This is a genomic window from Streptomyces puniciscabiei, assembly GCF_006715785.1.
GTDB lineage: Bacteria > Actinomycetota > Actinomycetes > Streptomycetales > Streptomycetaceae > Streptomyces > Streptomyces puniciscabiei.
On sequence record NZ_VFNX01000006.1, the window covers coordinates 28223 to 52960 of the forward strand.

General features: G+C 72.9%; 20 protein-coding genes and 1 pseudogene. 8 read left to right on the forward strand and 13 right to left on the reverse strand.

All coding sequences use genetic code 11. From position 1 onward, the window contains the following. Nucleotides 1–151: 151 nt before the first annotated feature. A complete protein-coding gene (locus FB563_RS40590) occupies nucleotides 152–1405 on the forward strand; it encodes a YncE family protein (protein WP_055708914.1) in 1254 nt (417 codons plus the stop codon). A 65-nt stretch (nucleotides 1406–1470) separates the two neighbouring features. On the opposite strand, the gene FB563_RS40595 is transcribed toward FB563_RS40590, so the two are convergent. After that, complete coding sequence (locus FB563_RS40595; RefSeq protein WP_142219260.1) at nucleotides 1471–3339, reverse strand: cellulase family glycosylhydrolase; 1869 nt, start codon at nucleotides 3337–3339, stop codon at nucleotides 1471–1473. A 479-nt stretch (nucleotides 3340–3818) separates the two neighbouring features. On the opposite strand from FB563_RS40595, the gene FB563_RS40600 reads away from it, so the two are divergent. Beyond that, entirely contained in the window at nucleotides 3819–4922 is a 1104-nt protein-coding gene (locus FB563_RS40600) for an XdhC family protein (RefSeq protein WP_142219261.1), read from the forward strand. A 101-nt stretch (nucleotides 4923–5023) separates the two neighbouring features. On the opposite strand, the gene FB563_RS40605 is transcribed toward FB563_RS40600, so the two are convergent. From FB563_RS40605 to FB563_RS40620, 4 genes are all read right to left on the reverse strand, one after another. After that, the gene (locus FB563_RS40605) at nucleotides 5024–6448 is read right to left on the reverse strand and encodes an MFS transporter (RefSeq protein ID WP_234357896.1); all 1425 of its coding nucleotides are present in this window, start codon (nucleotides 6446–6448) and stop codon (nucleotides 5024–5026) included. A 41-nt stretch (nucleotides 6449–6489) separates the two neighbouring features. Then, the gene (locus FB563_RS40610) at nucleotides 6490–6990 is read right to left on the reverse strand and encodes a metallophosphoesterase family protein (RefSeq protein ID WP_055708541.1); all 501 of its coding nucleotides are present in this window, start codon (nucleotides 6988–6990) and stop codon (nucleotides 6490–6492) included. Nucleotides 6991–6999: 9 nt separating this feature from the next. Further along, a complete protein-coding gene (locus FB563_RS40615; RefSeq protein ID WP_107100736.1) occupies nucleotides 7000–8007 on the reverse strand; it encodes an SDR family oxidoreductase in 1008 nt (335 codons plus the stop codon). An 87-nt stretch (nucleotides 8008–8094) separates the two neighbouring features. Further along, on the reverse strand, nucleotides 8095–11130 hold the full coding sequence (locus FB563_RS40620; protein ID WP_055708543.1) for an FAD-binding and (Fe-S)-binding domain-containing protein: 3036 nt from the start codon (nucleotides 11128–11130) through the stop codon (nucleotides 8095–8097). A gap of 142 nt (nucleotides 11131–11272) precedes the next feature. Here FB563_RS40620 and FB563_RS40625 point away from each other — a divergent pair, with 142 nt between their 5' ends. From FB563_RS40625 to rfbC, 4 genes are all read left to right on the forward strand, one after another. Beyond that, nucleotides 11273–11710, forward strand: coding sequence for a MarR family winged helix-turn-helix transcriptional regulator (locus FB563_RS40625; protein ID WP_055708544.1), 438 nt, complete (start codon nucleotides 11273–11275; stop codon nucleotides 11708–11710). After that, nucleotides 11710–12918: an MFS transporter gene (locus tag FB563_RS40630; RefSeq protein ID WP_341874455.1), complete on the forward strand. Its 1209-nt coding sequence runs from the start codon at nucleotides 11710–11712 to the stop codon at nucleotides 12916–12918. Before FB563_RS40625 ends, FB563_RS40630 begins: the two co-directional genes overlap by 1 nt. Before the next feature lie 7 nt (nucleotides 12919–12925). Next, nucleotides 12926–13510: a hydrolase gene (locus FB563_RS40635; RefSeq protein ID WP_055709350.1), complete on the forward strand. Its 585-nt coding sequence runs from the start codon at nucleotides 12926–12928 to the stop codon at nucleotides 13508–13510. 224 nt (nucleotides 13511–13734) lie between these two features. Next, nucleotides 13735–14343 carry a dTDP-4-dehydrorhamnose 3,5-epimerase gene (gene rfbC / locus FB563_RS40640; RefSeq protein WP_055709349.1) on the forward strand — a complete coding sequence of 203 codons (609 nt, stop codon included), beginning with the start codon at nucleotides 13735–13737 and terminating at the stop codon, nucleotides 14341–14343. A gap of 121 nt (nucleotides 14344–14464) precedes the next feature. Here the strand turns inward: rfbC and rfbD are convergent, their stop codons facing one another. The 5 genes and pseudogenes from rfbD to FB563_RS40665 all read right to left on the reverse strand — a co-directional run bounded on the left by rfbD (nucleotide 14465) and on the right by FB563_RS40665 (nucleotide 17392). Further along, nucleotides 14465–15328: a dTDP-4-dehydrorhamnose reductase gene (gene rfbD / locus FB563_RS40645; protein ID WP_055709348.1), complete on the reverse strand. Its 864-nt coding sequence runs from the start codon at nucleotides 15326–15328 to the stop codon at nucleotides 14465–14467. Next, nucleotides 15325–16296: a dTDP-glucose 4,6-dehydratase gene (gene rfbB, locus FB563_RS40650; RefSeq protein WP_055709347.1), complete on the reverse strand. Its 972-nt coding sequence runs from the start codon at nucleotides 16294–16296 to the stop codon at nucleotides 15325–15327. Before rfbB ends, rfbD begins: the two co-directional genes overlap by 4 nt. Continuing rightward, nucleotides 16293–16547, reverse strand: a pseudogene (locus FB563_RS40655) (sugar phosphate nucleotidyltransferase); the annotation flags it as partial. The gene rfbB and the pseudogene FB563_RS40655, both read right to left, overlap by 4 nt. Nucleotides 16548–16713: 166 nt before the next feature. Further along, nucleotides 16714–16905 (reverse strand): hypothetical protein, encoded by a 192-nt coding sequence (locus tag FB563_RS40660; RefSeq protein WP_055709345.1) that lies wholly within the window; start codon nucleotides 16903–16905, stop codon nucleotides 16714–16716. Between the two features lie 118 nt (nucleotides 16906–17023). After that, a complete protein-coding gene (locus FB563_RS40665) occupies nucleotides 17024–17392 on the reverse strand; it encodes a DUF6479 family protein (protein ID WP_234357982.1) in 369 nt (122 codons plus the stop codon). A gap of 114 nt (nucleotides 17393–17506) precedes the next feature. On the opposite strand from FB563_RS40665, the gene ctaD reads away from it, so the two are divergent. Both ctaD and ctaF read left to right on the forward strand, forming a co-directional pair. Then, the gene (gene ctaD / locus FB563_RS40670; RefSeq protein WP_055709343.1) at nucleotides 17507–19171 is read left to right on the forward strand and encodes an aa3-type cytochrome oxidase subunit I; all 1665 of its coding nucleotides are present in this window, start codon (nucleotides 17507–17509) and stop codon (nucleotides 19169–19171) included. After that, on the forward strand, nucleotides 19168–19551 hold the full coding sequence (gene ctaF, locus FB563_RS40675) for an aa3-type cytochrome oxidase subunit IV (RefSeq protein ID WP_055709342.1): 384 nt from the start codon (nucleotides 19168–19170) through the stop codon (nucleotides 19549–19551). The genes ctaD and ctaF overlap by 4 nt, the downstream gene beginning before the upstream one ends. On the opposite strand, the gene qcrB is transcribed toward ctaF, so the two are convergent. The 3 genes from qcrB to FB563_RS40690 all read right to left on the reverse strand — a co-directional run bounded on the left by qcrB (nucleotide 19487) and on the right by FB563_RS40690 (nucleotide 24723). Next, on the reverse strand, nucleotides 19487–20980 hold the full coding sequence (gene qcrB / locus FB563_RS40680) for a cytochrome bc1 complex cytochrome b subunit (protein WP_142219262.1): 1494 nt from the start codon (nucleotides 20978–20980) through the stop codon (nucleotides 19487–19489). The genes ctaF and qcrB overlap by 65 nt on opposite strands. After that, on the reverse strand, nucleotides 20977–21252 hold the full coding sequence (locus tag FB563_RS40685; protein WP_142219263.1) for a hypothetical protein: 276 nt from the start codon (nucleotides 21250–21252) through the stop codon (nucleotides 20977–20979). The genes qcrB and FB563_RS40685 overlap by 4 nt, the downstream gene beginning before the upstream one ends. 1023 nt (nucleotides 21253–22275) lie before the next feature. Continuing rightward, nucleotides 22276–24723: a SpoIIE family protein phosphatase gene (locus FB563_RS40690; RefSeq protein ID WP_167528559.1), complete on the reverse strand. Its 2448-nt coding sequence runs from the start codon at nucleotides 24721–24723 to the stop codon at nucleotides 22276–22278. Nucleotides 24724–24738: the final 15 nt, after the last annotated feature.

A 24738-nucleotide genomic window follows, 5' to 3' on the forward strand; every position in this document is an offset into this window, starting at 1 on the left:
CTTTCCCCCTCCGTCCGCCGACCGCTCACCCAATCTTGTCGTGCACACATCTTGTCGCGAAGGCCTCCTCCTCCTTACTTTTCAGTAAGTTCACTGTGAATGCGCCCGTGTTCAGATTCCCCGCACACTTCCCCGAGGAAGGAGAGCAGTCATGCCTGCCTCCAGAACCAGGCACCTGTGCTCCGTGGCCGCGGCCCTCGCCCTGACCGTCGCCGGGCCGGCGACCGCCGCCTCCGCCGTGAGCGGCGCCCCCGACGGCCTGCGCGAGGTGCTGTTCGTCGGCAACAACTGGGACGGCACCGCCGATGTCATCACGTCCTCCGGCGACTTCGCGAGGATCGGCCGGATCAACGTCATCCCCGACAAGGCGGAGCGGCTGGCCGAGATCAACGCCGACCCGGTCAAGTGGATCTACTACACGTCCATCCGCAACCAGGTCGGCGAGGGGCACGACCAGTACGTGGACGACATGTACTCCACGCCGGACGGCAGGTCCGTGGTCGTCTCCCGGCCCAGCTTCGCCGACGTCGTGTCCATCGACCTGGCCACCGACAAGGTCAACTGGCGTTTCCCGGTGGCGGGTTACCGCGCCGACCACATGGCGGTCTCCCCCGACGGCACCCGCGTCGCGGTCTCGGCGTCCACCGCGAACAAGGTGCAGGTGCTGGACATCAACACGGGTAAGGAGCTGGGCGAGTTCGGCACCGGCGACAAGCCGCACGAGAACTTCTTCACCAACGGCGGCAAGTACATCTGGAACATGTCCATCGGCGAGGTGACCACGTCCCTCGACGACCCGGGCTGGGACTGGACCAAGGGTGACCGGCACCTCACCGTCGTCGACGCGACCACGTTCAAGCAGGTCAGGACCATCGACATGCGGCAGCGTCTGGACGCGATCGGGCTGAAGGACTTCTCCGACGCCGTGCGGCCCGCCGCCTTCACCCCCGACTGGTCCAAGCTGTACTTCCAGGTGTCGTTCTTCAACGGCTTCCTCGAGTACGACGTCGCCGCCGACAGGATCACCCGGGTGAAGACGCTTCCGGAGAACCCGGCGACCAACCCCGACCGCACCACCTGGCTGCTGGACTCGCGCCACCACGGCATCTCGATGAACCCCGAGGGCACCAGGCTGTGTGTCGCGGGGACGATGGACAACTACGCGACCGTGGTCGACCGGGCCTCCTTCGACGTCGGCCCGCTGATCACCGCCTCGACGCCGTACTGGGCGACCGTGAGCGGCGACGGCAAGGACTGCGTCATCTCCGAGGCCGGCGCCGACCAGGTCACGGCCATCGACTTCGCCACCGGCCAGAAGGTGCTGTCCGTGCCGGTCGGCGACCATCCGCAGCGTGTCCGGCTGGGGCACGTCCAGGCCGACTGGACGGGTCCGGCGGGGAGTTGAGCGCCGTACGGCCTCCGGGGCGACCCCACTCCTCCCGGGGGCCGTACGGCTTCGTCCGGGAGGCGTCAGAAGTGCGCCGACGCCCACGCGGCCAGCTCGGACCGGGCCGCGGTCAGCAGGTCCGCCGAGGGCGCGGTGGCCCCGTTGGTCACCAGCGCGTAGTGCAGGGCACCGGAGTCGGTGTCGGTGAGCAGCAGCCGGCGGCTGCCGGTGCCGCCCGGCTCGGGGGCGACGGCGACCGGGGTGGCGGCGCCGGTGTAGGCGGGCGGGGCCAGGACCGTGCCCAGGTCGGAGACGACGGTGGTGGCCGCGGTGGGGAAGGACGCCGGCAGGTGCAGTTCGGTGGGTGCACTGCCGTCGCCGGAGCGCCACACCAGCAGCCCGTACTGTCCGGAGCCGACGAGCCGGGAGACGTCCGGAAGGGAACTCGGCACCGGGTTCCAGGTGAGGGTGGTGGAGCCGTCGCGGGAGCGGTCCTCGTAGGTGAACGCCAGAGCCGTACCGGCCGTGGCGCTCGGGTAGAGGCGGTCCAGCAGGCGGGCGTCCTGGCGCAGGGTGACGGTGCCGGAGTCGTCCAGGCGTACGGCGGACAGGTCCTCGTCGTTCCAGGCGTCGCCGGCGGTGAGCACCTTGCCGGGGTTGCCGTTCATCAGCTCGTGGTGCCGGCCGTTGTAGAGGTCCCACTGCCACTGGGTGGCGGAGAGCACCGGACCGGACGCGGCCGGGTTCGTCCACCAACTCGACCCCCGCAGGCGTGAGTCGAGGCCCTGGTACATGGCCTTCAGGACGGTCGGCGCCTTGTCGGAGACCGTGCCGGACAGCGGATGGCCGAACTCGCTGACCACGACCGCGGTGCCGGCGGCCGCGGCGCGGTCGCGTACGGCGGCGAAGTCGGAGGCGTACTGGCCGTCGGCCGCCTTGCCCCACATGAGGACGCCGGAGATGGCCTTCTGGTCGTAGAAGTGGGTGTTGAAGACATAGCGCGGGCCCAGCGTGCCCGCGTCCAGCAGGCCTCCCTCCTGTTTCTGGGTGGAGATGTTGGCGTTCCAGAAGAGGTTGGGCTCCACGAGGGCGGGCTTGTCCTGCCAGCCGGCGGCGTCCATGCGGGCGCGGAACTTCTCGTAGAACGGCCACAGCAGGTCCTTCTCCCAGGTGCGGGAGGTCTGCCCGGAGTCGTAGGAGCCGGCGTAGGGCTCGTTGTACGGGTCGAATCCGGCAACGCCCGCGAACTCGGCCGGGTTGAGGTGCTGTTGGAGGTAGGCCATGGTCGTCTGTGCGGTGGCGAGGAAGGCGTCCTGAAGACCGTGGGCGTTGTGCCAGAAGTCGTACTGCGCCTTCTGCACGGCCGCGTTCTGGGTGATGTTCTGGCCCCAGAAGAGACAGATGCCGCAGGACTCGGCCGGGTAACTCCCCGCGTCCACCGCCCACTTGGGGGCGCCGTCGCCCGTGTACCAGCTGCCGCTGTTGAACAGGTACCGGGAGTACAGGTCCTGGTGGAAGTCCGGGAAGACGCGGATGCCCGCGTCCAGGAAGGCGCGCATCTGCTCGGTGACGGCGGCCAGATAGCCGGTGTCCACCTGGCCGCGCACGGGTTCGGCGCGCGCCCAGGAGAGCAGGAAGCGGACGGTGTTCCCTCCTCCCAGGGCACGCAGCGCGGTGGCCGACTTCTCGGCGTCGGCCACCGAGGCGAAGGGCAGCCCGCCGTTCTCCTCCAGCTTGGCCTCGCCGGAGACGTTGTAGCCGCGCAGGACGATCTCGCGCCCCTGGCCGTCGGTGAAGCGGCCGCCCTGCACGGTGAGCGGGGCGCCGTCGAACCAGAGCGAGCCGGCGGGGAGGGCAGGGGTGGCGGCGGTGGCGGGCGGGCGGCCCGCCACCGTCAGGAATCCGCAGAGGACGACCAGAACAACCAGCAGACGCACCCGGATATTCGGCATGTCCACCACAGTCCGGCGACGTCCGGACAGCGTCAATAGCTCCTGACTCTTCAGTAAGTTGACTATCAGTCAGCATACCGATCCGATCCCCCGCCGAGGCGCCCCGATCCCCCACCGAGGCGCCACGTCGGGCAGGTACTTCTTCCGGTTCAGGACATGTACGCAGCGTGCACGGCCGGCCCTCTGCGTGTGACGACGGGCACGGCGCGGTGCGGGAGACACCGGCTCCCGGGCAGCTATGGATCAACGCTCAACAAAAGCCCGTCGCAGCATTCGCCGTGACCAGGGCACGGCCGTAGGGTGACCTACATCGCCTCCGGCGGCTGGAATCCCCTGGCTGAAACCCTCACCCGCACGGTCTGGAGGGCCCATGACCCACATCTCGGTGAACGTGGACGTGACGACCGTGCAGAGCTGCTCGGTGCGCGCCGTCGCCGAGGACGAGGAGTGGACGGCGCCGCAGCGGGCAGGAGCGGACGGTGCGTGAGATCCTGCCGGCGCTGGCGCACTGGCATGCGGCCGGGGCTTCGTTCGGGCTGGCCACGGTCGTCGCGGTGAGCCGCAGCGCGCCGCGCGGCCCCGGTGCCGCCATGGCGGTGGGCCCGGACGACGAGGTCATGGGGAGCGTGTCCGGGGGCTGTGTGGAGGGCGCGGTGTTCGAGCTCGCCCGGGAGGTGGTGGCGGACGGCGAGGCGCGCCTCGCGACCTTCGGCTACAGCGACGAGGACGCCTTCGCGGTCGGGCTGACCTGCGGCGGCGAGATCACGCTGCTGGTACGGCCGGTGACGCCCGAGTCGGACCCGGCGTTCGGCGCGGTCGCCGAGTCGGTCGCCGGGGGCGAGCCGGTGACCGTGGCCACCGTGGTGGACGGACCGGCGCCACGCGGGGCCACGCTCGCGGTCTGGCCGGACCGGGCGGCGGGCACGCTGGGCGCAAGCGGCCTCGACGTCGCCGTCACCGCCGACGCGCGCGGCGAACTCGCGCTCGGCGCCTCGGTGTTGCGGCACTACGGTGCGCAGGGTGAGCGCCGTGAGGACGCCGTCACGGTGTTCCTGCAGTCGTTCGCGCCGCCGCCGCGCATGCTGGTCTTCGGCGCGATCGACTACGCGGCCGCCGTGGCGCGGATCGGCGACTTCCTCGGCTACCGGGTCACCGTGTGCGACGCCCGCCCGGTCTTCGCCACGCCCAAACGGTTCCCGGCGGCCGTCGAGGTCGTGGTGGACTGGCCGCACCGCTATCTCGCCGGCACGGACACCGACGACCGCACCGTGATCTGTGTCCTCACCCACGACCCGAAGTTCGACGTGCCGCTGTTGCAGGAGGCCCTGCGCCGCCCGGCCGCCTACATCGGCGCGATGGGCAGCAGGAAGACCCACCAGGAGCGACTCGAACACCTCATCGAGGCCGGGCTGACGCAGGCCGAGCTGTCCAGGCTGCGCTCACCGCTCGGCCTCGACCTGGGGGCCCGTACGCCCGAGGAGGTCGCCGTGTCCGTCGCCGCCGAGATCGTCGCGCAGCGCTGGGGCGGCAGCGGCGCGCCCCTGACCACCACCGCCGGAGCCATCCACGCGCCCACCGTCTGACGCGTCGGCATCGAGCGCGTCGCGCCCTGCCTGCCGGAACGGCCGGCCGGCGGACGGCCGGGCGCCATGCCACCGCCGCGCCATGCCACCGCCGCGCCATGTCACCGCCGCCTCACGGACACGGCTCCCGGCAGCAACGCGAGGGCGACCACCGCCGCAACCACGTACAGACAGGCGGACGAAAGGGCCACCGCGTGGAACCCGGAAACGAACCGCTCCTGGTTCGCCGGCGTCCCGGCAGCCGCCCCCGCCAGGGCGATCCCCATCGCGCCTCCGGTCTGACGCGCGGTGTTGTTGACGGCCGAGGCAAGCCCCGACCGCTCCCCGGGTACCGCGGCGATCGCCGCGGCGACCACCGCCGGTGTGACCAGTCCCAGCCCGACCCCCCACAACAGGAACGCCACGAGCAGCACGGGATATCCGGCACCGGGCGTGGCCCGCAGCAGCAGCGCGAGCCCGCCCGCGGCGACCAGGAACCCCGCGCCCGCCGGGAGCCGGGAGCCGATCCGGCTGGTGATGCGCCCGCCGAACGGCGCGAGGACGGCGAGCGGCGCGAACAGCGGGACGAGCATGAACCCGGCGGTGAGCACGGAGTGGTGCTGCACGGACTGCAGGAACAACGTCAGCACGAAGAGGGTGCCCAGCGTGCACAGGTTCATGATCCCGGCGGCGGTGTTGGCGGCGCCGAAGGCCGGCCGGCGCAGCAGGCCGAGCGGCAGCATCGCGTCGTCGCCGCGCCGGAGTTCCACCAGGCCCAGGGCCACCGGGGCCGCGACGGCGATCACCGCGGCCGCGAGGACCTCGGGCGCGGCCGCACCCAGTCGCCCGCCCTCGATGACGGCGAAGGTGCCGGCGAAGAGCGTGACGGCGCCCAGCAGCATGCCAGGCAGGTCGAGGCGCCGGGCCCGGTCCTCCCTGCTCTCCCGTACGACCGCGGCCGACCAGATCAGGGCGAGCACCACGATCGGCACATTGACCAGGAAGATCGCACGCCAGCCGAGCCCCTCGGTGAGCAGGCCGCCGAGCAGTGGCCCCGCCGGCAGAGCGAGACTGCCGACGCCCGCCCACACACCGATCGCGCGGGCCCGCTCGGCCTCGTCCTGGAAGACGCGGCCGATGATGGCCAGTGTGCCCGGCAGCAGCAGCGCCGCACCGACGCCCTGGACCACGCGGGCGGCGAGGAGCACGGGCACGCCCGGGGCGAGCCCGCAGGCCAGGGATCCGGCGCCGAACACGGCGAAGCCGGTGAGCACGACGCGTTTGTGGCCGTACACGTCCCCTGCCGTGCCGCTGGTCAGCATCAGCGCGGCGAGTGCCAGCGCGTAGCCGTCGACCACCCACTGCAGTCCGCCGACGTCCGCACCGAGCCCGGAGCCGATCCGGGGCAGGGCGACGTTGACGATCGTGACGTCGAGGAGCACCAGGAAGTAACCGGCGCACATGACGAGGAGCACGGTGCGCGGGGAACCGGCGCGCGAGGCGGGTCGCACCGCGCGCCGCAGGAGGGTTGCCGGTGTGTGAGCCATACCCCCCGGGTACCACCCGGCACTGACATTTCTCGGGTCCGCTATCGCCCCGGCAGGCGGTGCAGGGTGACGTCGGTCAGCGTGCCGTCGGTGAGTGCGGCCGTCAGGTAGGTGCAGTGGGGCTGGCGGCGGCGGTCGGTCGGGGAGCCGGGGTTGAGCAGGCGCAGTCCGGTCGGGGCGGTGGTGTCCCAGGGGATGTGGCTGTGGCCGAAGACGAGCAGGTCGAGGTCGGGGAAGCGGGCGGCGCAGCGGGCCTCGCGGCCCTGGGCGGGGCCGGTCTCATGGACGACGCCGAAGCGCAGGCCGTCCAGTTCGGCGTACGCCATCTCGGGGAGCCGGGCGCGGAGCTCCGGGCCGTCGTTGTTGCCGTAGACCCCGATGAGCCGGCGGCTGCGGCTCTCCAGCAGGTCCAGGGTGGCGGTGTCGACCCAGTCGCCGGCGTGGAACACGACGTCGGCGCGCGGGAGTTCGGCCAGCAGCGGCTCGGGGAGCCGTTTCGCGCGCTTGGGCAGATGGGTGTCGGACATGAGCAGGAGGCGCACGCGGCCAGCCTAGGCCCGGGAGGTCAGCCGGCGCAGGCCGCGCGCGACGCCGAGCATCGCGGCGCCCGTGCCGAGGGCGGTGGCGGCGGGGTGCCGGGCCAGGGTCTGCTGCCAGGAGCGCGGGTGGGCGCTGTCGTCGAAGGAGCCGTGGGCGCCCTGGTCCTCGCCGGGTTCCTGGTCCGCGGGGGCGAAGAGGTTGTCCAGTCCGGCGGGCGGGATGCGGTCGGTCTGCTGGGAGTCGAAGCCGGTGCGGGCGAGGTAGCGGTCGAGCAGGGCCGGGACGAGCCGGTTGGCCCAGATGGTGGCCATCGCGCCGGCGCCGACGTAGTACTGCTTTCGGCGCGGGTGGTCGGCCGCGTACAGCACGGCCCGGGCGGCGACCTCCGGCTGGTAGATCGGCGGCACCGGCATGGGATGCCGGGACAGCCGGGAGCGGACCCATTCGAACTGGGGAGTGTTGACCGCGGGCATCTGGACGACGGTGACGTGGACGTTGCTGCCGCGGTGCAGCAGTTCCGTGCGCAGGGAGGAGGTGAAGCCGTTGATGGCGTGCTTGGCGCCGCAGTACGCCGACTGCAGCGGGATCGACCGCTCCCCGAGGGCCGAGCCGACCTGCACGATCGTGCCCCGGTCGCGGGGCAGCATGCGCCTCAGGGCCGAGCGGGTGCCGTTGACGAAGCCGAGGTAGGTGACGTCGGTGATGCGCCGGAACTCCTCGGGGGTGATCTCGTCGAACGGCGCGAACACGGAGGCGAAGGCACAGTTGATCCACACGTCGATGGGGCCGAACTCCTTCTCCGCCGCCTCCGCCACGGCCTCCACCTGGGCCTGGTCCGCCATGTCGGCCGGCTGGACCAGGGGCCGTCCACCGAGGGCCGCGACCTCGTCCGCCGCCGCCCGTAGGCCGCCCTCGCCGCGCGCGACCAGGACGACGTCGGCACCGCGCCGGGCGTAGAGCCGGGCGGTGGCGCGGCCGATCCCGGCGCTGGCACCCGTGATGACGACGGTCGCAGGCATGCTCATCTCCTTACCGGTGTTCCCGGTGTTTCCCACTGCTTCCCGACTCTCCCGTGCGGGGATGTCGCCGCACGCTCGGCTGCTCACTCATGCCCGCCGCCGCACCCCGAGCACGGCGGCGCCGGCGGCGAGTCCGGCGGCGGTCGCCGCGGTCGCCCAGCGAGCCGTGCGCGAGGGCTCGGGCGGGCGGTCGGCCAGGCGTTCCGGGCGGTCGCTGGGCAGGTTGCCGTCCAGCGCGAGCGCCAGGGCCTCGGCGAGGTGCAGGGCACGGCGGCCGGTACCGCCCTCCTCGATCTGGGTGCGGCAGCTGAACCCGTCGGCGATGACCAGACTGCCCGGCGCGGCGGCACGCACGGACGGCAGCACGCCCAGTTCGCCGACGGCCATGGAGACCTCGTGGTGGCCGCGCTCGAAGCCGAAGTTGCCGGCGAGTCCGCAGCAGCCCTCGTCGAGCACGTCGGCGTCCAGGTGGGCGCGGCGCATCAGTTCTTCGTCGGCGTCGAACTTCATGATGGCGTGCTGGTGGCAGTGGGTCTGCACGGTCGCCTGCCGGGCGAGCTGAGGTGGCCGCCAGCCGTCGGGGGCGTGGTGGACGAGCTGTTCGGCGAGGGTGCGGACCTGTCCGGCCAGTCGCTGCACGTCCTGGTCGGCGGGCATCAGCTCGGGGGCGTCGGCGCGGAAGACGGCCGTGCAGGAGGGTTCCAGGCCGATGACCGGGGTGCCTGCCTCCAGGTAGGGACGCAGCACCGCGAGGGTGCGGGTCAGCACCTTCCGGGCGACGGTGAGTTGACCGGTGGAGATCCAGGTGAGGCCGCAGCAGACGGGTTCGGTCGGTACGGCCACCCGGAATCCGGCGTCCTCCAGGACCCGTACGGCCGACTTGGCGATCGCGGGGTGGAAGTAGGTGCTGAAGGTGTCGGGCCACAGCACCACGGTGCGGGGGTCGGCCGGGTCCGGCTCCTGCCGGTCGCTCGCCTTCCACCACTGCACGAACGACTCCCCGGCGAACACCGGTGCCGAGCGGGCCTCGTCGATGCCCGCGAGCCGCTTGCCGAGTCGGGCCAGGCCGGGGGCGTGCAGCGCGGAGTTGACCAGCGAGGGGGCGATCCGGGACAGCCGGGCCCACACCGGGAGCCAGCCCATGGCGTAGTGCGCCGCGGGCCGCAGCCGGCCCTCGTAGTGGTGGGCCATGAACTCCGCCTTGAGCGTGGCCATGTCGACGCCGGTCGGGCAGTCGGACTTGCAGCCCTTGCAGGCCAGGCACAGGTCGAGCGCGTCGCGCACGGCGGTGGAGCGCCAGCCGTCCTTGATCGCGGAGTCGGCGTGTCCGTCGAGCATCTCGAACAGCAGCCGGGCCCGGCCGCGGGTGGAGTGCTCCTCCTCCATGGTGGCCCGGTAGGAGGGGCACATCACGCCGCCGGAGTGGGCGCGGCAGTTGCCGATGCCGACGCAGCGCATCACCGCGCGGTTGAAGGAGTGCTCGTCCTCGGGGAAGTCGAAGTGGGTCGAGGGGGTCGCGGGCCGCCAGCCGGGGCCGAGCCGCAGCTGTCCGTCGACGGGGTTGGGGTGGACGACCTTGCCGGGGTTCATCCGGTCGCGGGGGTCGAGCAGGGCCTTCAGCTCGCCGAAGGCGGTCACCAGCCGCTCGCCGAACATGCGGGTGAGCAGTTCGCCGCGGGACTGGCCGTCGCCGTGCTCGCCGGACAGTGAGCCGCCGTAGGAGGCGACGAGGTCGGCCGCGCGCTCCACGAAACGGCGGAAGTCCGCCACGCCGTCGGCCGTCCTGAGGTCGAAGGGGATGCGGGTGTGGACGCAGCCCTGTCCGAAGTGGCCGTACAGGGACGGGTGGTCGTAGCCGAACTCCTCGAACAGCCGCTTCAGGTCCCGCAGGTAGTCGCCGAGCCGTTCGGGCGGTACGGCCGAGTCCTCCCAGCCCTCCCAGGTCTCCCGGTCGTCCGGCGGGCGCGCGGTGACCCCGAGGCCGGCCTCGCGGGCCTTGAGCATCTTCTGCTCGCGTTCGGGGTCGTCGGAGAAGGCGACGGTGCTCTCCTTCTCGTCGCGGCCGATGGCGCGCAGCAGGGCGTGGGCCTGCTCGTCCACGTCCTCCTGGCTGTCTCCGCTGTACTGCACCATGAGCCAGCTGCGGCCCTCGGGCAGTGAGTCGAGCGAGTCGAGGTAGGCGCCCTCCTCGCGCATCAGCTGCGCCATGCGGTCGTCCAGCGCCTCCAGCTGGCTGGGCGAGCAGTGCTCCAGCAGGCGCGACACGTCGTCGGCGGCGGCGCAGATGTCGTCGTAGCCGAGGACCAGCAGCGACTGGTACGGCGGCACCGGGACGAGGTCGAGTTCGGCGCGCAGGACGGTGACCAGGGTGCCCTCGCTGCCGACGAGGGCCCTGGCCACGTCGAAGCCGTTCTCGGGCAGCAGGGAGTCGAGGTTGTAGCCGGAGACGCGACGCGGGATCTTCGGATAGCCGCGGCGTATGTCGGCGAGGTACTCGGTGGCGATGCGCTCGAGGCCGGCGTAGATCTCGGCGAGCCGGCCGCCGCCGGAGATGATCCGGGCGCGCTCGTCGGGCGGCGTGGGGCCGGTCCAGGCGCGCTGTCCGTCGTAGGTGAGGATCTCCAGGCGCCGGACGTTGTCGACGGTCTTGCCGTAGGCCTGCGCGGAGGCGCCGCAGGAGTTGTTGCCGATCATGCCGCCGAGCGCGCAGTGGCTGTGGGTGGAGGGTTTCGGCCCGAACTGGAGCTTGTGCGGGGCGAGTTGCCGGTTGAGTTCGTCGAGGACGATCCCGGGTTCCACCACGCAGGTGCGCCGCTCGGGGTCGACGGAGATCAGCCGGGTGCAGTACTTGCTCCAGTCGATCACCACGGCGGTGTTGGTCGACTGTCCGGCCAGGCTGGTGCCGCCGCCCCGGGAGAGCACGGGGGCGTCGAAGCGTGCGCACACCGACAGCGCCCGGGCACCCGCCTCGACGGTGCGTGGTACGACGAGGCCCAGGGGGACCTGCCGGTAGTTGGAACCGTCCGTGGCGTAGGCACCGCGGCTGCCGGCGTCGAAGCGGATCTCGCCGTCCACCTCGGCGCGAAGAGCCGCCTCCAGACCGGAGGTGTCCGCAGGGGTCATCTGCGCTCCCTTGAGTTCACCCGACGTGTGGGTTCACCGACGTGCTGCCCTGTCCGAGGACCGGCGAGTACCCGACAATCATTCAGGCAAAACTGAACAGTCCAAGCTGGACAGTTTCGCCTGCCGGTCCTAGGGTGGGCGCATGGCCGACATCTCCGACTCCGCCGCCCGCGCCGCGCGCGATCTGCGCGTGGTGTTCAGCCGGCTGCGGCGCCGTATCCGCGAGGTCGCGCAGGACACCGACCTCAGCCCCTCCCAGGAGTCGGCGCTCACCCTGGTCGGCAAGCACGGCGCCGCCACGGCCAGCGCACTCGCCGCCGCCGAGGGCGTGCGCCCGCAGTCCATGGCGACGACGCTGGGCGTGCTGGACCAGCACGGTCTGATCCGGCGCGCGCCTGACCCCGAGGACGGGCGCCGCCAGCTGGTCACCCTGACCGACGCCGGGCGGGCCCGGGTCGAGGGCAACCGCCAGGTCCGCGAGGAGTGGCTGGCCCGCGCCTTCCAGGACCGCTACACGGAGGAGGAACGGCAGACGGTCCTGAGGGCCCTGGAGCTGATGGAACGGCTGTCGCGGCAGTGATGCCGAGGCTCACCGGACGCACCGGGAAGGCAACCCGCCCCACCCCCGCCGGATTCGACCGCCGGCTGAGCCCGCCGATGCTGTTCGGCTCGGTCCTCGACCCGGTCAACTCCTCGATGATCGCCGTGGCCCTGGTGCCGATCGGCGCCGCCTTCGGTGCCCCGCCCGCCGGGACCGCCCGGCTGGTCCCGGCGCCGTACCTGGCCACGGCCGTCGGGCAGCCCGTCATCGGCCGCCTGGTGGACATGTACGGCCTCGGGACGTCGGCGGCGTACCCGGCGGCGGTGCCGCCGGCCCGCGGCGAGGCCGAACGCACCGGGCGGGGCAGCCCGGCGGGGGTGCCGGCCGCGCCGGCCGTCGCCCACCGGACGGTGGCCGTCGTCGGGCCCGCGCTCGGCGGCCTGCTGACCGGCCTGGGCGGCCGGCGCGCCGTGTTCACCGTCGACGTGCCGCTCTCGGCGGTCTGCCTGGTGCCCGGCACGCTGCGGCTGCCCCGGTCCGCGACCCGGCGGCGGGCCCGTCGACCTGCCCGGCATGGCGCTGTTCGCGCTGCTGCTGGTCGCGTTGATGCTGTTCCTGCCGGAGCCGCGCGCCGACCGCTGGTACCTGCCGGTGCTGTCGGCCCTCGCCGCCGCCGGTTCAGCGGTGCGCGAGCTGCGGGTGCCGGACCCGTTCATCGGCCTGCGTGTCCTCGGCGGCAACGGCCCGCTGCGCGCCGCCTGTCTGCGCCGGCTGCTCGCCTACACACCTCCTACGCCTTCATGTACGGCTGCACGCAGTGGCTGGAGCGGGGCCGCGGGCTCGGTGCCTCCACCGCCGGGCTCGTCCTGCTGCCGCTGTCGGTGACCGCGCTGATCGTGTTCCTGGTGCGCACCGACAGCGCGCTGTGGCTGCTTTCGGCGGTCGGTGCGCTGCTCGGCGGGCCGCAGGGCCTCATCGGGCCGGCCACGCAGCACGCCCTGTACCGGCAGGCCGACCCGGAGCGGATCGCCTCCGCGGCCGGGCTGCCGCGGACCTTCATGTACCTCGGCGCGCTGGGCGCGTCCGCCGCCACCGCGGCGTTCCACCCGCACCGCGCCGACCCGGCCGGGCTGCACGGCCTGGCCCTGTTCATGCTCGCCGGCTCGGCGCTGCTGCCGGCGACAGTCCTGCCGGACCGCTCCCCGGGCCGGCTCGGCACCACCACCCGAACCACCGGAAAGGCCTGACCGACCGATGTCGCTCACCACGCTCGACCCCCGTACCGCCCTCGTCGCGATCGACCTGCAGAACGGCATCGTGGGCATGCCCGTCCAGCCGCACACGGCCTCGGACGTCGTCTCCCGCACCGCCGAACTGGCCGAGGCCTTCCGGTCCCGGAACCTGCCGGTGGTGCTGGTCCGCGTCTCCTTCGCGCCCGACTGGGCCGACGCCGTGCCCGGCCGTACCGAGCACCAGGCACGTGGCCTCGCCTTCCCCGAGGGGTGGGACGTCCTCGTCGACGAGCTGTCCGGCCACCCCGGCGACATCCGCGTCACCAAGCACAACTGGAGCGCCTTCCACGGCACCGACCTGGACGTCCAGCTGCGCCGCCGCGGCATCACCCAGATCGTGCTGACCGGCATCGCCACCAGCATCGGTGTGGAGTCCACCGCCCGCGACGCCTACGCCCACGGCTACCACGTCACCCTCGCCACCGACGCGATGGCCGACGCCGTCCCCGAGGCGCACGCGAACAGCGTCGAGCGGATCTTCCCGCGGCTCGGCGAGAGCGGCACGACCGCCGAGGTCCTTCAGCTGCTCGCCAAGACGCACGCCTGACCTGCCGCAGCCGTCCCTCGCGGGGGTGCCCGGACACCCTCGCGAGGAGCCGGGTCGGCATTCGGCCACGCCCACCGTGCCGGCGTCATCGTCCGGCAAGTTGGCCGGAAAGGGCCGGCCGGTGCCGCCGGGACTCGTGCGCCGGCTGGTACGCCGGATACGGCGGCCGCCGGGCGGGATACTGGGGACGCGGACGACCACGACGACACGGAAGGCATGACGGCGTGCGGCAATTGGGGATGGGCGACGCGTGGGTGCTGGAGCCCCAGGTGTTCCCGGACGACCGGGGCAGCTTCCACGAGTGGTACCGGGGCACGGAGTTCCGCGAGGCCACCGGCTATGACCTCGGGCTCGTCCAGGCCAACTGCTCGGTGTCCCGGCGGGGCGTGCTGCGCGGCATCCACTTCGCCGACGTGCCGCCCGGCCAGGCCAAGTACGTGACATGTGTGCGCGGCGCCGTCCTCGACGTGGTCGTGGACATCCGCGCCGGCTCCCCCACCTTCGCGCGCTGGGAGGCCGTACGGCTGGACGAGGACACCCGGCGCGCGGTGTTCCTCGCCGAGGGCCTCGGCCACGCCTTCATGGCGCTCACCGACGACGCCACCGTGGTGTACCTGTGCTCGGCCGGGTACGCGCCCGGGCGCGAGCACGGGATACACCCGCTCGACCCGGCGCTGGGCATCGCCTGGCCCGACGGCATCGAGCCGGTGCTGTCGCCCAAGGACGCCGAGGCGCCCTCGCTGGCCGAGGCGGAGCGGTCCGGGCTGCTGCCGACGTACGCGGACTGCTCCGCCCACTACCGGCGGCTGCGCTCAGGGGAGTTCGGCGGCTGACGCGTACGGCGAGGCCGGCGGCCGCCGGCGTACGGGGCCGCCGGGGCGCGGCGCAGCGGCTTCCAGAACCCGGCGGCCGGTGTCGACCGGGGCTCACAGGGTGCGCCGCCGGTAGCTTCGCTCAGGACGTCTCCTTGCGGATGTGGGGCAGTGCTTCGTGCAGGGCGGACCGCCAGTGCCTGAGCGGTGCCAGACCGGCTGCCCGCCACCGTTCGTGGCCGAGGACGCTGTAGGCGGGCCGGGGCGCGGGCCGGACGAAGGCCCGGCTGTCGGTACGGCGCACCCGGTCCGGGTCGGCTCCGGCCTGCCGGAAGACCTCGCGCGCCAGCTCGTACCAGGTGGCCTCGCCCGCGTTGGTGGCGTGGAAGACCCCTGACGCTCCGGTGGCGCCGAGGTCGGCGATCCGGGGGGCCAGGTCGGCGCTCCAGGTGGGCTGCCCGCGCTGGTCGTCCACCACGTCGACGGTGTCGCGGGTGGCCTCCAGCTCGAGCATGGTGCGCACGAAGCTCCGGCCGTGGGCGCCGTAGAGCCAGGCGGTGCGCAACACGGCCGACCCGTCCGGGAGTTCGGAGAGCACGGCCCGCTCCCCGGCGAGCTTGGTGCGGCCGTAGGCGGTGTTCGGGGCCGGCGGATGGTCCTCGGGGTAGGGGGAGGTGCGGGCCTCGCCGGAGAAGACGTAGTCGGTGGAGACGTGGATCAGGCGGGCGCCCTGCGCGGCACAGGCGCGGGCGAGCTGCCGGGGGCCCTCGCCGTTGACGAACAGCGCGCGGTCCTCGTCGGTCTCGGCGGCGTCCACGGCCGTGTAGGCGGCGCAGTTGACCACGACGTCCGGCCTGTGGTCGGCCAACGCCCCTTGTACGGCGGCCGGTTCCGTTATGTCCAGGGCGGCGCGGGTGAGGCCCGTGACGGCTTCGCCGCGCTCGCGCAGTTCGTGCACGGTGTCGCGGCCGAGCATGCCGCCCGCGCCGGTGACCAGCCACCTCATCGCCCGCTCCGCCGCTTCAGCGGCTCCCACCAGGCGCGGTGGTCGCGGTACCAGGCCACGGTCTCCGCGAGCCCGGCGGTGAAGTCGCGGCGCGGACGGTAACCGAGTTCGTCGCGGGCCTTGCTCCAGTCGACCGAGTAGCGCAGGTCGTGGCCCTTGCGGTCGGCGACGTACTCGACCCGGTCCCAGCCGGCGCCGCACGCCTCGAGGAGCAGGCCGGTCAGTTCCCTGTTGCTCAGCTCGGTGCCGCCGCCGATGTTGTAGACCTCGCCGGGGCGGCCCTGGGTGCGCACGAGGTCGATGCCGTGGCAGTGGTCGTCGACGTGCAGCCAGTCGCGGACGTTGCGGCCGTCGCCGTAGAGCGGGACGTTCAGGCCGTCGAGGAGGTTGGTGACGAAGAGCGGGACGATCTTCTCGGGGAACTGGTGCGGACCGTAGTTGTTGGAGCAGCGGGTGACCCGGACATCCAGGCCGTGGGTGCGGTGGTGGGCCAGGGCCAGCAGGTCGGAGGAGGCCTTGGAGGCGGAGTACGGCGAGTTGGGCTGCAGCGGGTGGCTCTCGGGCCAGGAGCCCTCGTCGATCGAGCCGTACACCTCGTCGGTGGAGATGTGCACGAACGGGCCGGCGCCATGGCGCAGGGCCGCGTCGAGCAGGGTCTGGGTGCCGAGGACGTTGGTGCGGACGAACTCCCCCGCGCCCTCGATGGACCGGTCGACGTGGGACTCGGCGGCGAAGTGCACGACCTGGTCGGCGTCGGCCATCAGCTTGTCGACCAGGTCGGCGTCGCAGATGTCGCCCTGCACGAAGTCGAGCCGGGGATGCCCGGCGGGAAGGTTGGTGAGCGTGCCGGCGTAGGTGAGCTTGTCCAGCACGGTGACGCGGGGCGCGTCGCGCGGGTCGGCGGCGAGGAGCATACGGACGTAGGCGGAGCCGATGAACCCGGCGGCGCCGGTGACGAGGAGGTTCATGAACGGATCTGCACCTTGGTGTGGTCTCCGAGGACGGTTCGGTGGGCACTGGGTACTCCGGCCGCCGGGGTCACCTCGACATGCGCGCCCTCCTCCTGGTCCCGCCAGGAGGAGGGCTGCACAGCAGGTACGGGCTCGTGGACGGCCGGGGTGAACAGGTGGACGCCGGCCAGGGCGAGGTCGCTCCTGGGGTGCTCGGGCTTCTCCTCCAGGCCCACCGCCTGGCCGGACGCGTCGGGTTCGGCGACTCCGAGGGGCGATCAGGACGGCGAGGCCGTGGAACACCAGTTGTCCGGAAAGCACCAGAGCCTTCATTCGCCACACCCTAGCGGCGAATGTCAGGATCGGACCTTTGTTTGCATGACTGGGCCGTTACGACGAGACATGACCCCGGCGTCTAGCAGGCCTTGCGGAACCTCAGTCCTCGCCCCGCACGATGTTGTCGTCCGCGGTGGCACCCTGCCGCTGCGCGGAGCGGCGGTCCATGACGGCGGGGAGACACGTCCGCACTCCCCGGTCCCGGCGTCGGCGGGCCTTCGCCCAGCCGGTCTCGGCGTAGGGCAGGGCGGGTTTGTCACTGGGATGCGCGGGCGCGGTCACGTCGTCCATCTTCCTTCTGCTTCGTGCGCCGGGCGGGGGCAGGTGCTCCGGCCCCGCCCGGCCGGTGTGGTGCGAACTGTGCCCCACCGGGTCCCCGCGGTGCCGCGCCCACAAACGCCGCGCCGGCTCAGGTCCGTCCGCCGCCCCCGCCACCGAAGGACCCGCTGGACCCGGGCGACCAGCGCGGACGGCGCTGGTCGTCGGCGCGCCGGGAGCGGACGTTGCCGATCTGGTAGGGAGTGAGCCGCTCGCTGCCGTCGGCGGCCCGGGGCACCTCGTCCGGTTCCCGCATCTCGAGGGTCTCGCGGACGGGCCCCGACGGGGGCACCCTGGGCTGCTCGTCGGGTCGCGGCGGGTCCGGTTCGCCCTGGCGCACCTTGAAACCGAGCCGGAAGGCCCAGATCAGTCCGGCGACGCAGACGACTCCCGCGAGCAGGATGAGGACGTACCCGAACACCTGAGCGCCCGGGGCGGCTGTGTGCATGGCGGAGTTCATGGGCGTCGGGTACCCGGCCGAGCGGCGGATACGACCCGGGGTGGGAGGGCGTGGCGCACGGGAGGCCGCAGGTCACGGGGAGTAGCGTCACCCGCGATGACGGAACTACCGGAAATGTCGGACACCCACGAGGTCGTCGTACGCTACACGGCGCCCGCGCCGCGCCCCGGCCGGGCCCTGCTGCGCTGGGTCTCCACCGCCGACCACAAGGTGATCGGCCGGCTCTACATGGTCACGGCGTTCTGCTTCTTCCTGCTCGCGGGACTGCTCGCGCTCGGGATGCGCGCGGAACTCGCCCGGCCGGGTCTGCAGTTCCTGAGCGAGCACGGCTACGACGAGTTCTTCACGATCCACGGCACGATCATGATGCTGCTGTTCGCGACCCCGATGTTCGCCGGGTTCGCCAACGCCGTGATGCCGCTGCAGATCGGCGCGCCCGACCTGGCCTTCCCCCGGCTCAACGCGATGTCGTACTGGATGTTCCTCTTCGGCGGCCTGATGGTGGTCTCCGGCTTTCTCGTGCCCGGCGGGGCGGCGGCGTTCGGCTGGTTCGCCTACGCCCCGCTGAACAGCGCCTACTTCTCCCCCGGCGCGGGAGGCGACCTGTGGGCGATGGGGCTGGTGGTCTCGGGTGTGTCGACGACGCTCACCGCGGTGAACTTCATCGCCACGATCCTGTCCCTGCGGGCGCCGGGCCTGACGATGTTCCGGATGCCGATCTTCACCTGGAACGTGCTGTTCACCTCGATCCTGATCCTGCCCGCGTTCCCGGTGCTCACGGCGGCGCTGCTCGCGCTGGAGGCGGACCGCAAGTTCGGGGCGCACGTCTTCGACGCGGCGAACGGCGGCGCGCTGCTGTGGCAGCACCTGTTCTGGTTCTTCGGGCACCCGGAGGTCTACATCGTGGCGCTGCCGTTCTTCGGGATCATCTCGGAGATCCTGCCGGTGTTCTCCCGCAAGCCGCTGTTCGGCTACCTGCCGATGATCGGGGCGACGATCGCCATCACCATGCTGTCGGCGGTGGTGTGGGCGCATCACATGTTCGCCACCGGTGCGGTGCTGCTGCCGTTCTTCTCCATCATGTCGTTCCTGATCGCGGTGCCCACCGGCATCAAGTTCTTCGCCTGGATCGGCACGATGACGAACGGGTCGGTGTCGTTCGAGACGCCGATGCTGTGGTCGATGGGCTTCCTCGTGTCGTTCCTGCTGGGTGGGCTGAGCGGGGTGCTGATCGCGTCGCCGCCGCTGGACTTCCATCTGACCGACACCTACTTCATCGTGGCGCATCTGCACTATGTGCTGTTCGGCACGGTGGTGTTCGCGATGTTCGCCGGGTTCTACTTCTGGTGGCCGAAGTTCACCGGGAAGATGCTGGACGAGCGGCTCGGCAAGCTGCACTTCTGGCTGCTGTTCCCGGCGTTCCAGCTGACCTTCCTGGTGCAGCACTGGCTCGGCGAGCAGGGCATGCCCCGCCGGTACGCGGACTACCTGCCCGAGGACGGCTTCACCCTGCTCAACTCCCTGTCGTCGGCGGGTGCGTTCCTGCTGGGCGTGTCCACCCTGCCGTTCCTCTACAACGTGTGGCGCACCGCCAAGCTGGGCGAGAAGGTCACCGTGGACGACCCGTGGGGCTGGGGGCGCGGCCTGGAGTGGGCGACGTCCTGCCCGCCGCCCCGGCACAACTTCGTGGCGCTGCCCCGGATCCGCTCGGAGTCCCCGGCGTTCGACCTGCACCATCCGGAGGTCGAGAGCCCGGCCGGAGAGGAGCTGGCGCGGTGAAGGCGGAGGCGCTGCTGTTCGGCGGGGTCGCGGCGTTCTTCGGCGGGTCGGCGGCGCTCTACGGGATGTGGGCGGGGGAGGAGGCGGGCACGGTCGCGCTGGTCGTCGCGTGCGGGATGGCCGGACTGGTCGCGTTCTTCTGTCTGATCCAGTACCGGCGCCGGGGCACGCGGGCCCAGGACCGCACCGGGGCGGAGGTGGCGGACGCGGCCGGGCCGGTGGCGTTCTTCCCCGACGAGAGCCTGTTTCCGGTCGTCACCGCGCTGGGTTTCGCGCTGACGGCGACCGGTGTGGTCTTCGGGCTGTGGCTGTTCCTCATCGGCCTGGGCGTTCTGGCGCGCGGGGTGTTCGGGCTGGTGTACCAGTACGCGCATCGGTGAGCGGTCTGCGCGGGGCACCGGGCCGGAACCTGTCCACGGGCTCGTGGTCGGTCTCGTAGCCGCCGGTGACGCTCTGCCGGATCTCGCCCGTGGGCACGCCCTCGGCCAGCCGCTCGTTCTCGGCCGCCGTCAGGGCCCGGCACAGCCATCGCGCGAGCAGGAAGGCGAGGACCGGCGCCACGAGGAAGGCCACGCGCAGCACCCAGGTGATGGCGTTGACGGAGACGTGGAAGGTCTGGGCGATGACGTCGTTGCCGCCGGCCAGTAGCAGCACGCCGTACCACACCGTGCCCGCCACGCCGAGGCCGGTGCGCACCGGCCGCTCGCGGGGCCGGTCGCACAGGTGCCGCTCGGCCCACCACTCCCCCGTCAGCCGCTGCTCCACGAACGGATAGGCGTACAGCGCTGCGAACAACAGGCCGGGCAGGACGACCGCGGGCAGCAGGACGTTCCACATCAGGGTGTGTCCCGCGACGTTCGTCTCCCACGGCGGGACCAGCCGCAGCGCGCCCTCCAGGAAGCCGACGTACCAGTCGGGCTGGGAGGCGGTCGAGACCTGGTCGGGGCGGTAGGGGCCGTAGTTCCACACCGGGTTGACCTGGGCGATGCCCGCCAGCAGCACCAGCACCCCGGCGACGATGATGGCGAGGCCGCCGGAGGAGCCGGTGAACTGCGGGAGGAACGGCTTGCCGACGGCGTTGCGGTTGGTGTGGCCCGGGCCGCGCCACTGGGTGTGCTTGAGATGCACCACCAGGATCAGGTGCACGGCGACCAGCGCGAGCAGAGCACCCGGCAGCAGCAGGATGTGCACCGGGTACAGACGGGTGATGATGTCGTGGCCCGGGTACTGGCCGCCGAAGACGAAGAAGGCCACGTACGTGCCAACGACCGGGATCGACTGCATGATGCCCTGCGCGATGCGCAGTCCGGTGCCGGAGAGCAGGTCGTCGGGGAGCGAGTAGCCGGCGAAGCCCTCGGCGAGCGAGACGGCGAACAGGGTCACCCCGATCACCCAGTTCAGCTCGCGCGGCCGGCGGAAGGCGCCGGTGAAGAAGATCCGCAGCAGGTGCGCGCCGATCGCGGCGACGAAGACCAGCGCGGCCCAGTGGTGGGTCTGCCGCATCAGCAGCCCGCCGCGCACGTCGAAGCTGATGTGCAGGGTGGAGTCGAACGCGGCCGACATGCGCACCCCGCGCAGCGGCACGTAGGAGCCCGCGTAGACCACCTCGCGCATCTCCGGCTGGAAGAACAGGGTGAGCCAGACCCCGGTCAGGACCAGCACCAGCAGGCTGTACAGGGCGAGTTCGCCGAGCAGGAAGGACCAGTGGTCGGGAAACGCCTTGCGCAGCAGCGCGCCGCCCTCGTACACGGGGAGCCGGGCGTCCGCGGCGTCCACGAGCCGCTCGGCGCGGCGGCCGGCTCGGCTCATGCGTCCCCGGGCTCCGCCGCCGCGCGAGCCACCTCGGCCTCCACCTCGGGACGCGGCCGGCCCGTCTCCTTCGCGAACTCGCTCACCGCCGTCTGCACGTCCCTGGCCAGGTCCCGCCAGGCACGCAGCGCGGTCTCGTACGTGCCCGACTGGGCGCCGGTCATCCGCCGCTCGGCCGGCGGGCCGTAGGTGTCCCGCAGCTCCTCGACCGTGGCTTGTGCCGCGTCGGCCGCGCGCTGCTTCTGCACGAGTTCGTCGAAGGTGTGCACCACACCAATCGACCCTAGGCACCCCTCCCGGGATACGCCTCCCCAAGCCCCGGCAACCTGCCGAAACGCACCCGTGTGGCGGTCAGCGACCTGGGGGCGGTCAGCTCAAGGGTGGGGTGGCGGTCAGCTCAAGGGTGGGGTGGCGGTCAGTCGACAGAGGGGCAGCGGTCAGCCCAGGGAGGGCGGCAGCGGTCAGCCGACGTGTTGGGCAGCGGTCAGCCGACGGGCGGGACGGCGGGGCGACGCTTACGGAGGCGACGGTCGGCGTTCAGCCGACGGGCGGCGGCGGGCGGGCGCGGGCAGGCGGCGGCGACAGGCGGGCGGGCGGCAGCGACGGGCCGGCGCGGGCAGGCGACGACAGGCGGGCGGGCGGCAGCGACGGGCCGGCGCGGGCAGGCGACGACAGGCGGGCGGGCGGCAGCGACGGGCGGGCGCGGGCAGGCGGCCGATGGGCACAGCGACGGCCAGCCAGAAGACGGGACCGAGACGGCGCGAGCAGGCAGACAGCCCCACGCGCACAGCGACGGCCAGCCAGGAGACAGGACCAAGACGGCGCAAGCAGGCAGACAGCCCCACGCGCACAGCGACGGCCGGCCGAGGGACCGGCGGTCGGCGGGGCGGGCGGGTACAGGGGTCGGCGCTCGGTGGGTCGGCCGGCCAGGAAGAGGCGGCGAGGAGACGGGCACGGGGCCGGCGATGAGCGGGGCGGCCGACATGGAAGAGGCGGCGGAAAGGCCGGCACGGCGGCCGACGACCGGCGGGACAGCCGACGAGGAGGAGGCCACGCAGGGCCGACGACCAGCAGGGAGGAGGCGAGAACGCGCCAGCGGCGTGCGAAGACGGCGACCACCATGGCGAGGACCAGGAGAGCGAGAACCGTACCGGCACTGCGCGTGGCGCGGGGCGCGCCGCGCAGCGCTTGGCACGGCGGCCGGCGACCGGCGGAGCACCCGGCAGGGAAGCGGCGCCGAAGAGCCCGGCACGGGGCGTCGGGGCGGCACCGGCGGTGCGGGGGGACAGCCGCGGTCAGCCGTCGGGGACGAGGTCGGCCCACACCTGTTTGCCGCCGCTGACCGGGACCGTCCCCCACGCCGCCGATACCGCCTCCACGAGGAGGATGCCCCGGCCGCCGGTGGCCTCCCAGCCGATGCTGGTCGGCTTGACGGGGCTGCGCGGGGAGGAGTCGGCGACGGCGAGGCGGAGGCGGTGGTTGACCAGGGAGAGGTCGAGGCGGATCTGGCCGTCGGTGTGCACGAGGGCGTTGGTGACGAGTTCGGAGACCACCAGCAGAGCCGCGTCCTGGGTCTCCTGCGGGACGCCCCAGGCGCGCAGGGTGCGCCGGGTGAAGCGGCGGGCGTGCCGCACCGCCTCCGGCAGCCGCCACACCGTCCAGCTCTCCCGCAGCGGGCGTACGGCCATCCCGTCGTAGCGCATCAGCAGCAGGGCGACGTCGTCGCCCCGGTGCGCGCCGCCGAGCAGCGCGTCGGCGACCAGCCCGAGGTGCTCGGGGTCGGCAGCGGCCAGCTGGGCGGCGAGCCGGTCCATGCCGACGTCGATGTCGACGTCCGGCGACTCCACCAGGCCGTCGGTGGTCAGCGCGATCACCGTGCCGGGCAGCAGCCGCAGCGGGGTCATCGGGAAGTCGGCCTGCGCGAGGACGCCGAGCGGGGGTCCGCCCTCCGCCCGGACGATCTCGGTGGTGCCGTCCGGGTGCCGCAGCACGGGCTGGAGGTGACCGGCGCGCACACACCAGGCGGTGCCCTCCTCCATGTCGACGTCGACGTACGCACAGGTGGCGAACAGGTCGGTCTCCATGTCCAGCAGCAGCCGGTTGGCGTGCGCGACGACCACGTCGGGCGCGTGTCCCTCGGCGGCGTAGGCGCGCAGCGCGGTGCGCATCTGGCCCATCAGCGTGGCGGCGCCGGCGTTGTGGCCCTGGACGTCCCCGATGACGAGGGCCACGTGGTTGTCGGCGAGCGGGATCACGTCGTACCAGTCGCCGCCGACCTCCAGTCCGGCGGTGGTGGGCAGGTACCGGGCGACGGCGACCGCGCCGGGCAGCCGGGGCAGCCGGCGCGGCAGCAGGGTGCGCTGGAGCATGCCGACCAGTTCGTGCTCGGCGTCGAAGGCGTGGGCGCGCAGCAGGGCCTGCCCGGCGAGGCCCGCGCACGCGGTGAGGAGGGCCCGTTCGTCGGGGCTGAAGTGGTGCGGGCGGTCCCAGCCGATCAGACAGGCGCCGGCCATGCGGCCGCCGGCGGGCAGCGGCAGCACCGCGAGGCCTCCCGGGCCGACCTCGGCGAGGGCGGGTTCCAGCGGACTGCCGGCGGGCCAGATCCGGGAGCGGCCCTCGCGCAGTGCGGCGGCCAGGGTGGGCATGGCGCGCACGGGTGCGTCGGGCCACTCGGTGCGCCATTCGGTGCGCCACACCTCGGGCCAGGCCTCGGGTTCGGGCGGGTCGAGGACGGTGACGACGAGCCGGTCGTTCTCCAGTTCGGCGAGCGCGAGCCGGTCGGCCTTCAGCGGCCCGCGCAGGGCGGCGACGACGGCCTTGCCGACGTCCTTGACGGTGGTGGCGGTGGCGAGGGAGGCGGCCAGCCGCTGCACCCGGGCCACGTCGGTGACGTCGGAGCGCAGGGTGGAGGCGTCGGCGACGGTGCCGACGAGCCGGGCGGAGCGGCCCTCCCCGCCGGGCAGCAGCCGGCCGCGCAGCCGCAGCCACTTGGGCGGGCCGGAGGGCTGCAGGACGCGGAATTCCAGTTCGCGCTCGCCGATGGACATGTGGTCGGCCTCGACCACGGACATCAGCGCGGGCAGGTCCTCGGGAACGGTGAGCGCCAGCAGGGTCTCGACCCGGCCGTCGAAGTCGTCCCGGGCGATCCCGAACAGCCGCAGGATGTCGTCGCCGACCTCGACCCGGCCGCTGTCCATGGCGAGGCTGAAGGCGTCCGGCGCCGGCTCGCCGCCGTCGCCGGGGGGCTCGGGCGCCCGGGGTACGGCGATCGCGCGGGCGACCAGCTCCAGGCAGGCGCGGTCGTCGGCGCCGAAGCCGCCGGGGTGCTCGCTGACGGCGAGCAGGCAGCCGCTGCCCGCCGGGCCGAGCGGCAGGGCGGCCAGGGAGAAGTCCGGGGACGGGGTGCGGCGGGCCTCGGGGCAGCCGGCGAGCTGCTCGGGGGTGAGCCGGACCGGATGTCCGCTGCGGTGGGCCTCGGCGACCGGGGAGCCGCCGGCGGCCGGATAGCCGTCGCGGAGCCCGTACAGGGTGCGCGGCAGGCCCGCCGACTCGGCGAGGCGCAGCTGGGCCGGGTCGTCGCCGGGGAGGTAGACCCCGGCGAAGGCGGCCCCGGCGAACACCAGCGCCTGTTCGAGGACCCGGTGGAGCCTGTCGGGCGTGGCGGGCGCCGCGGTGAGCGTGTCCAGGGCGGCTTCGGCACGCTCCGTTCTCTTTCTGCTGATCGCAGCGCCCTCGCTCCTCACCACTTCGCCATTACA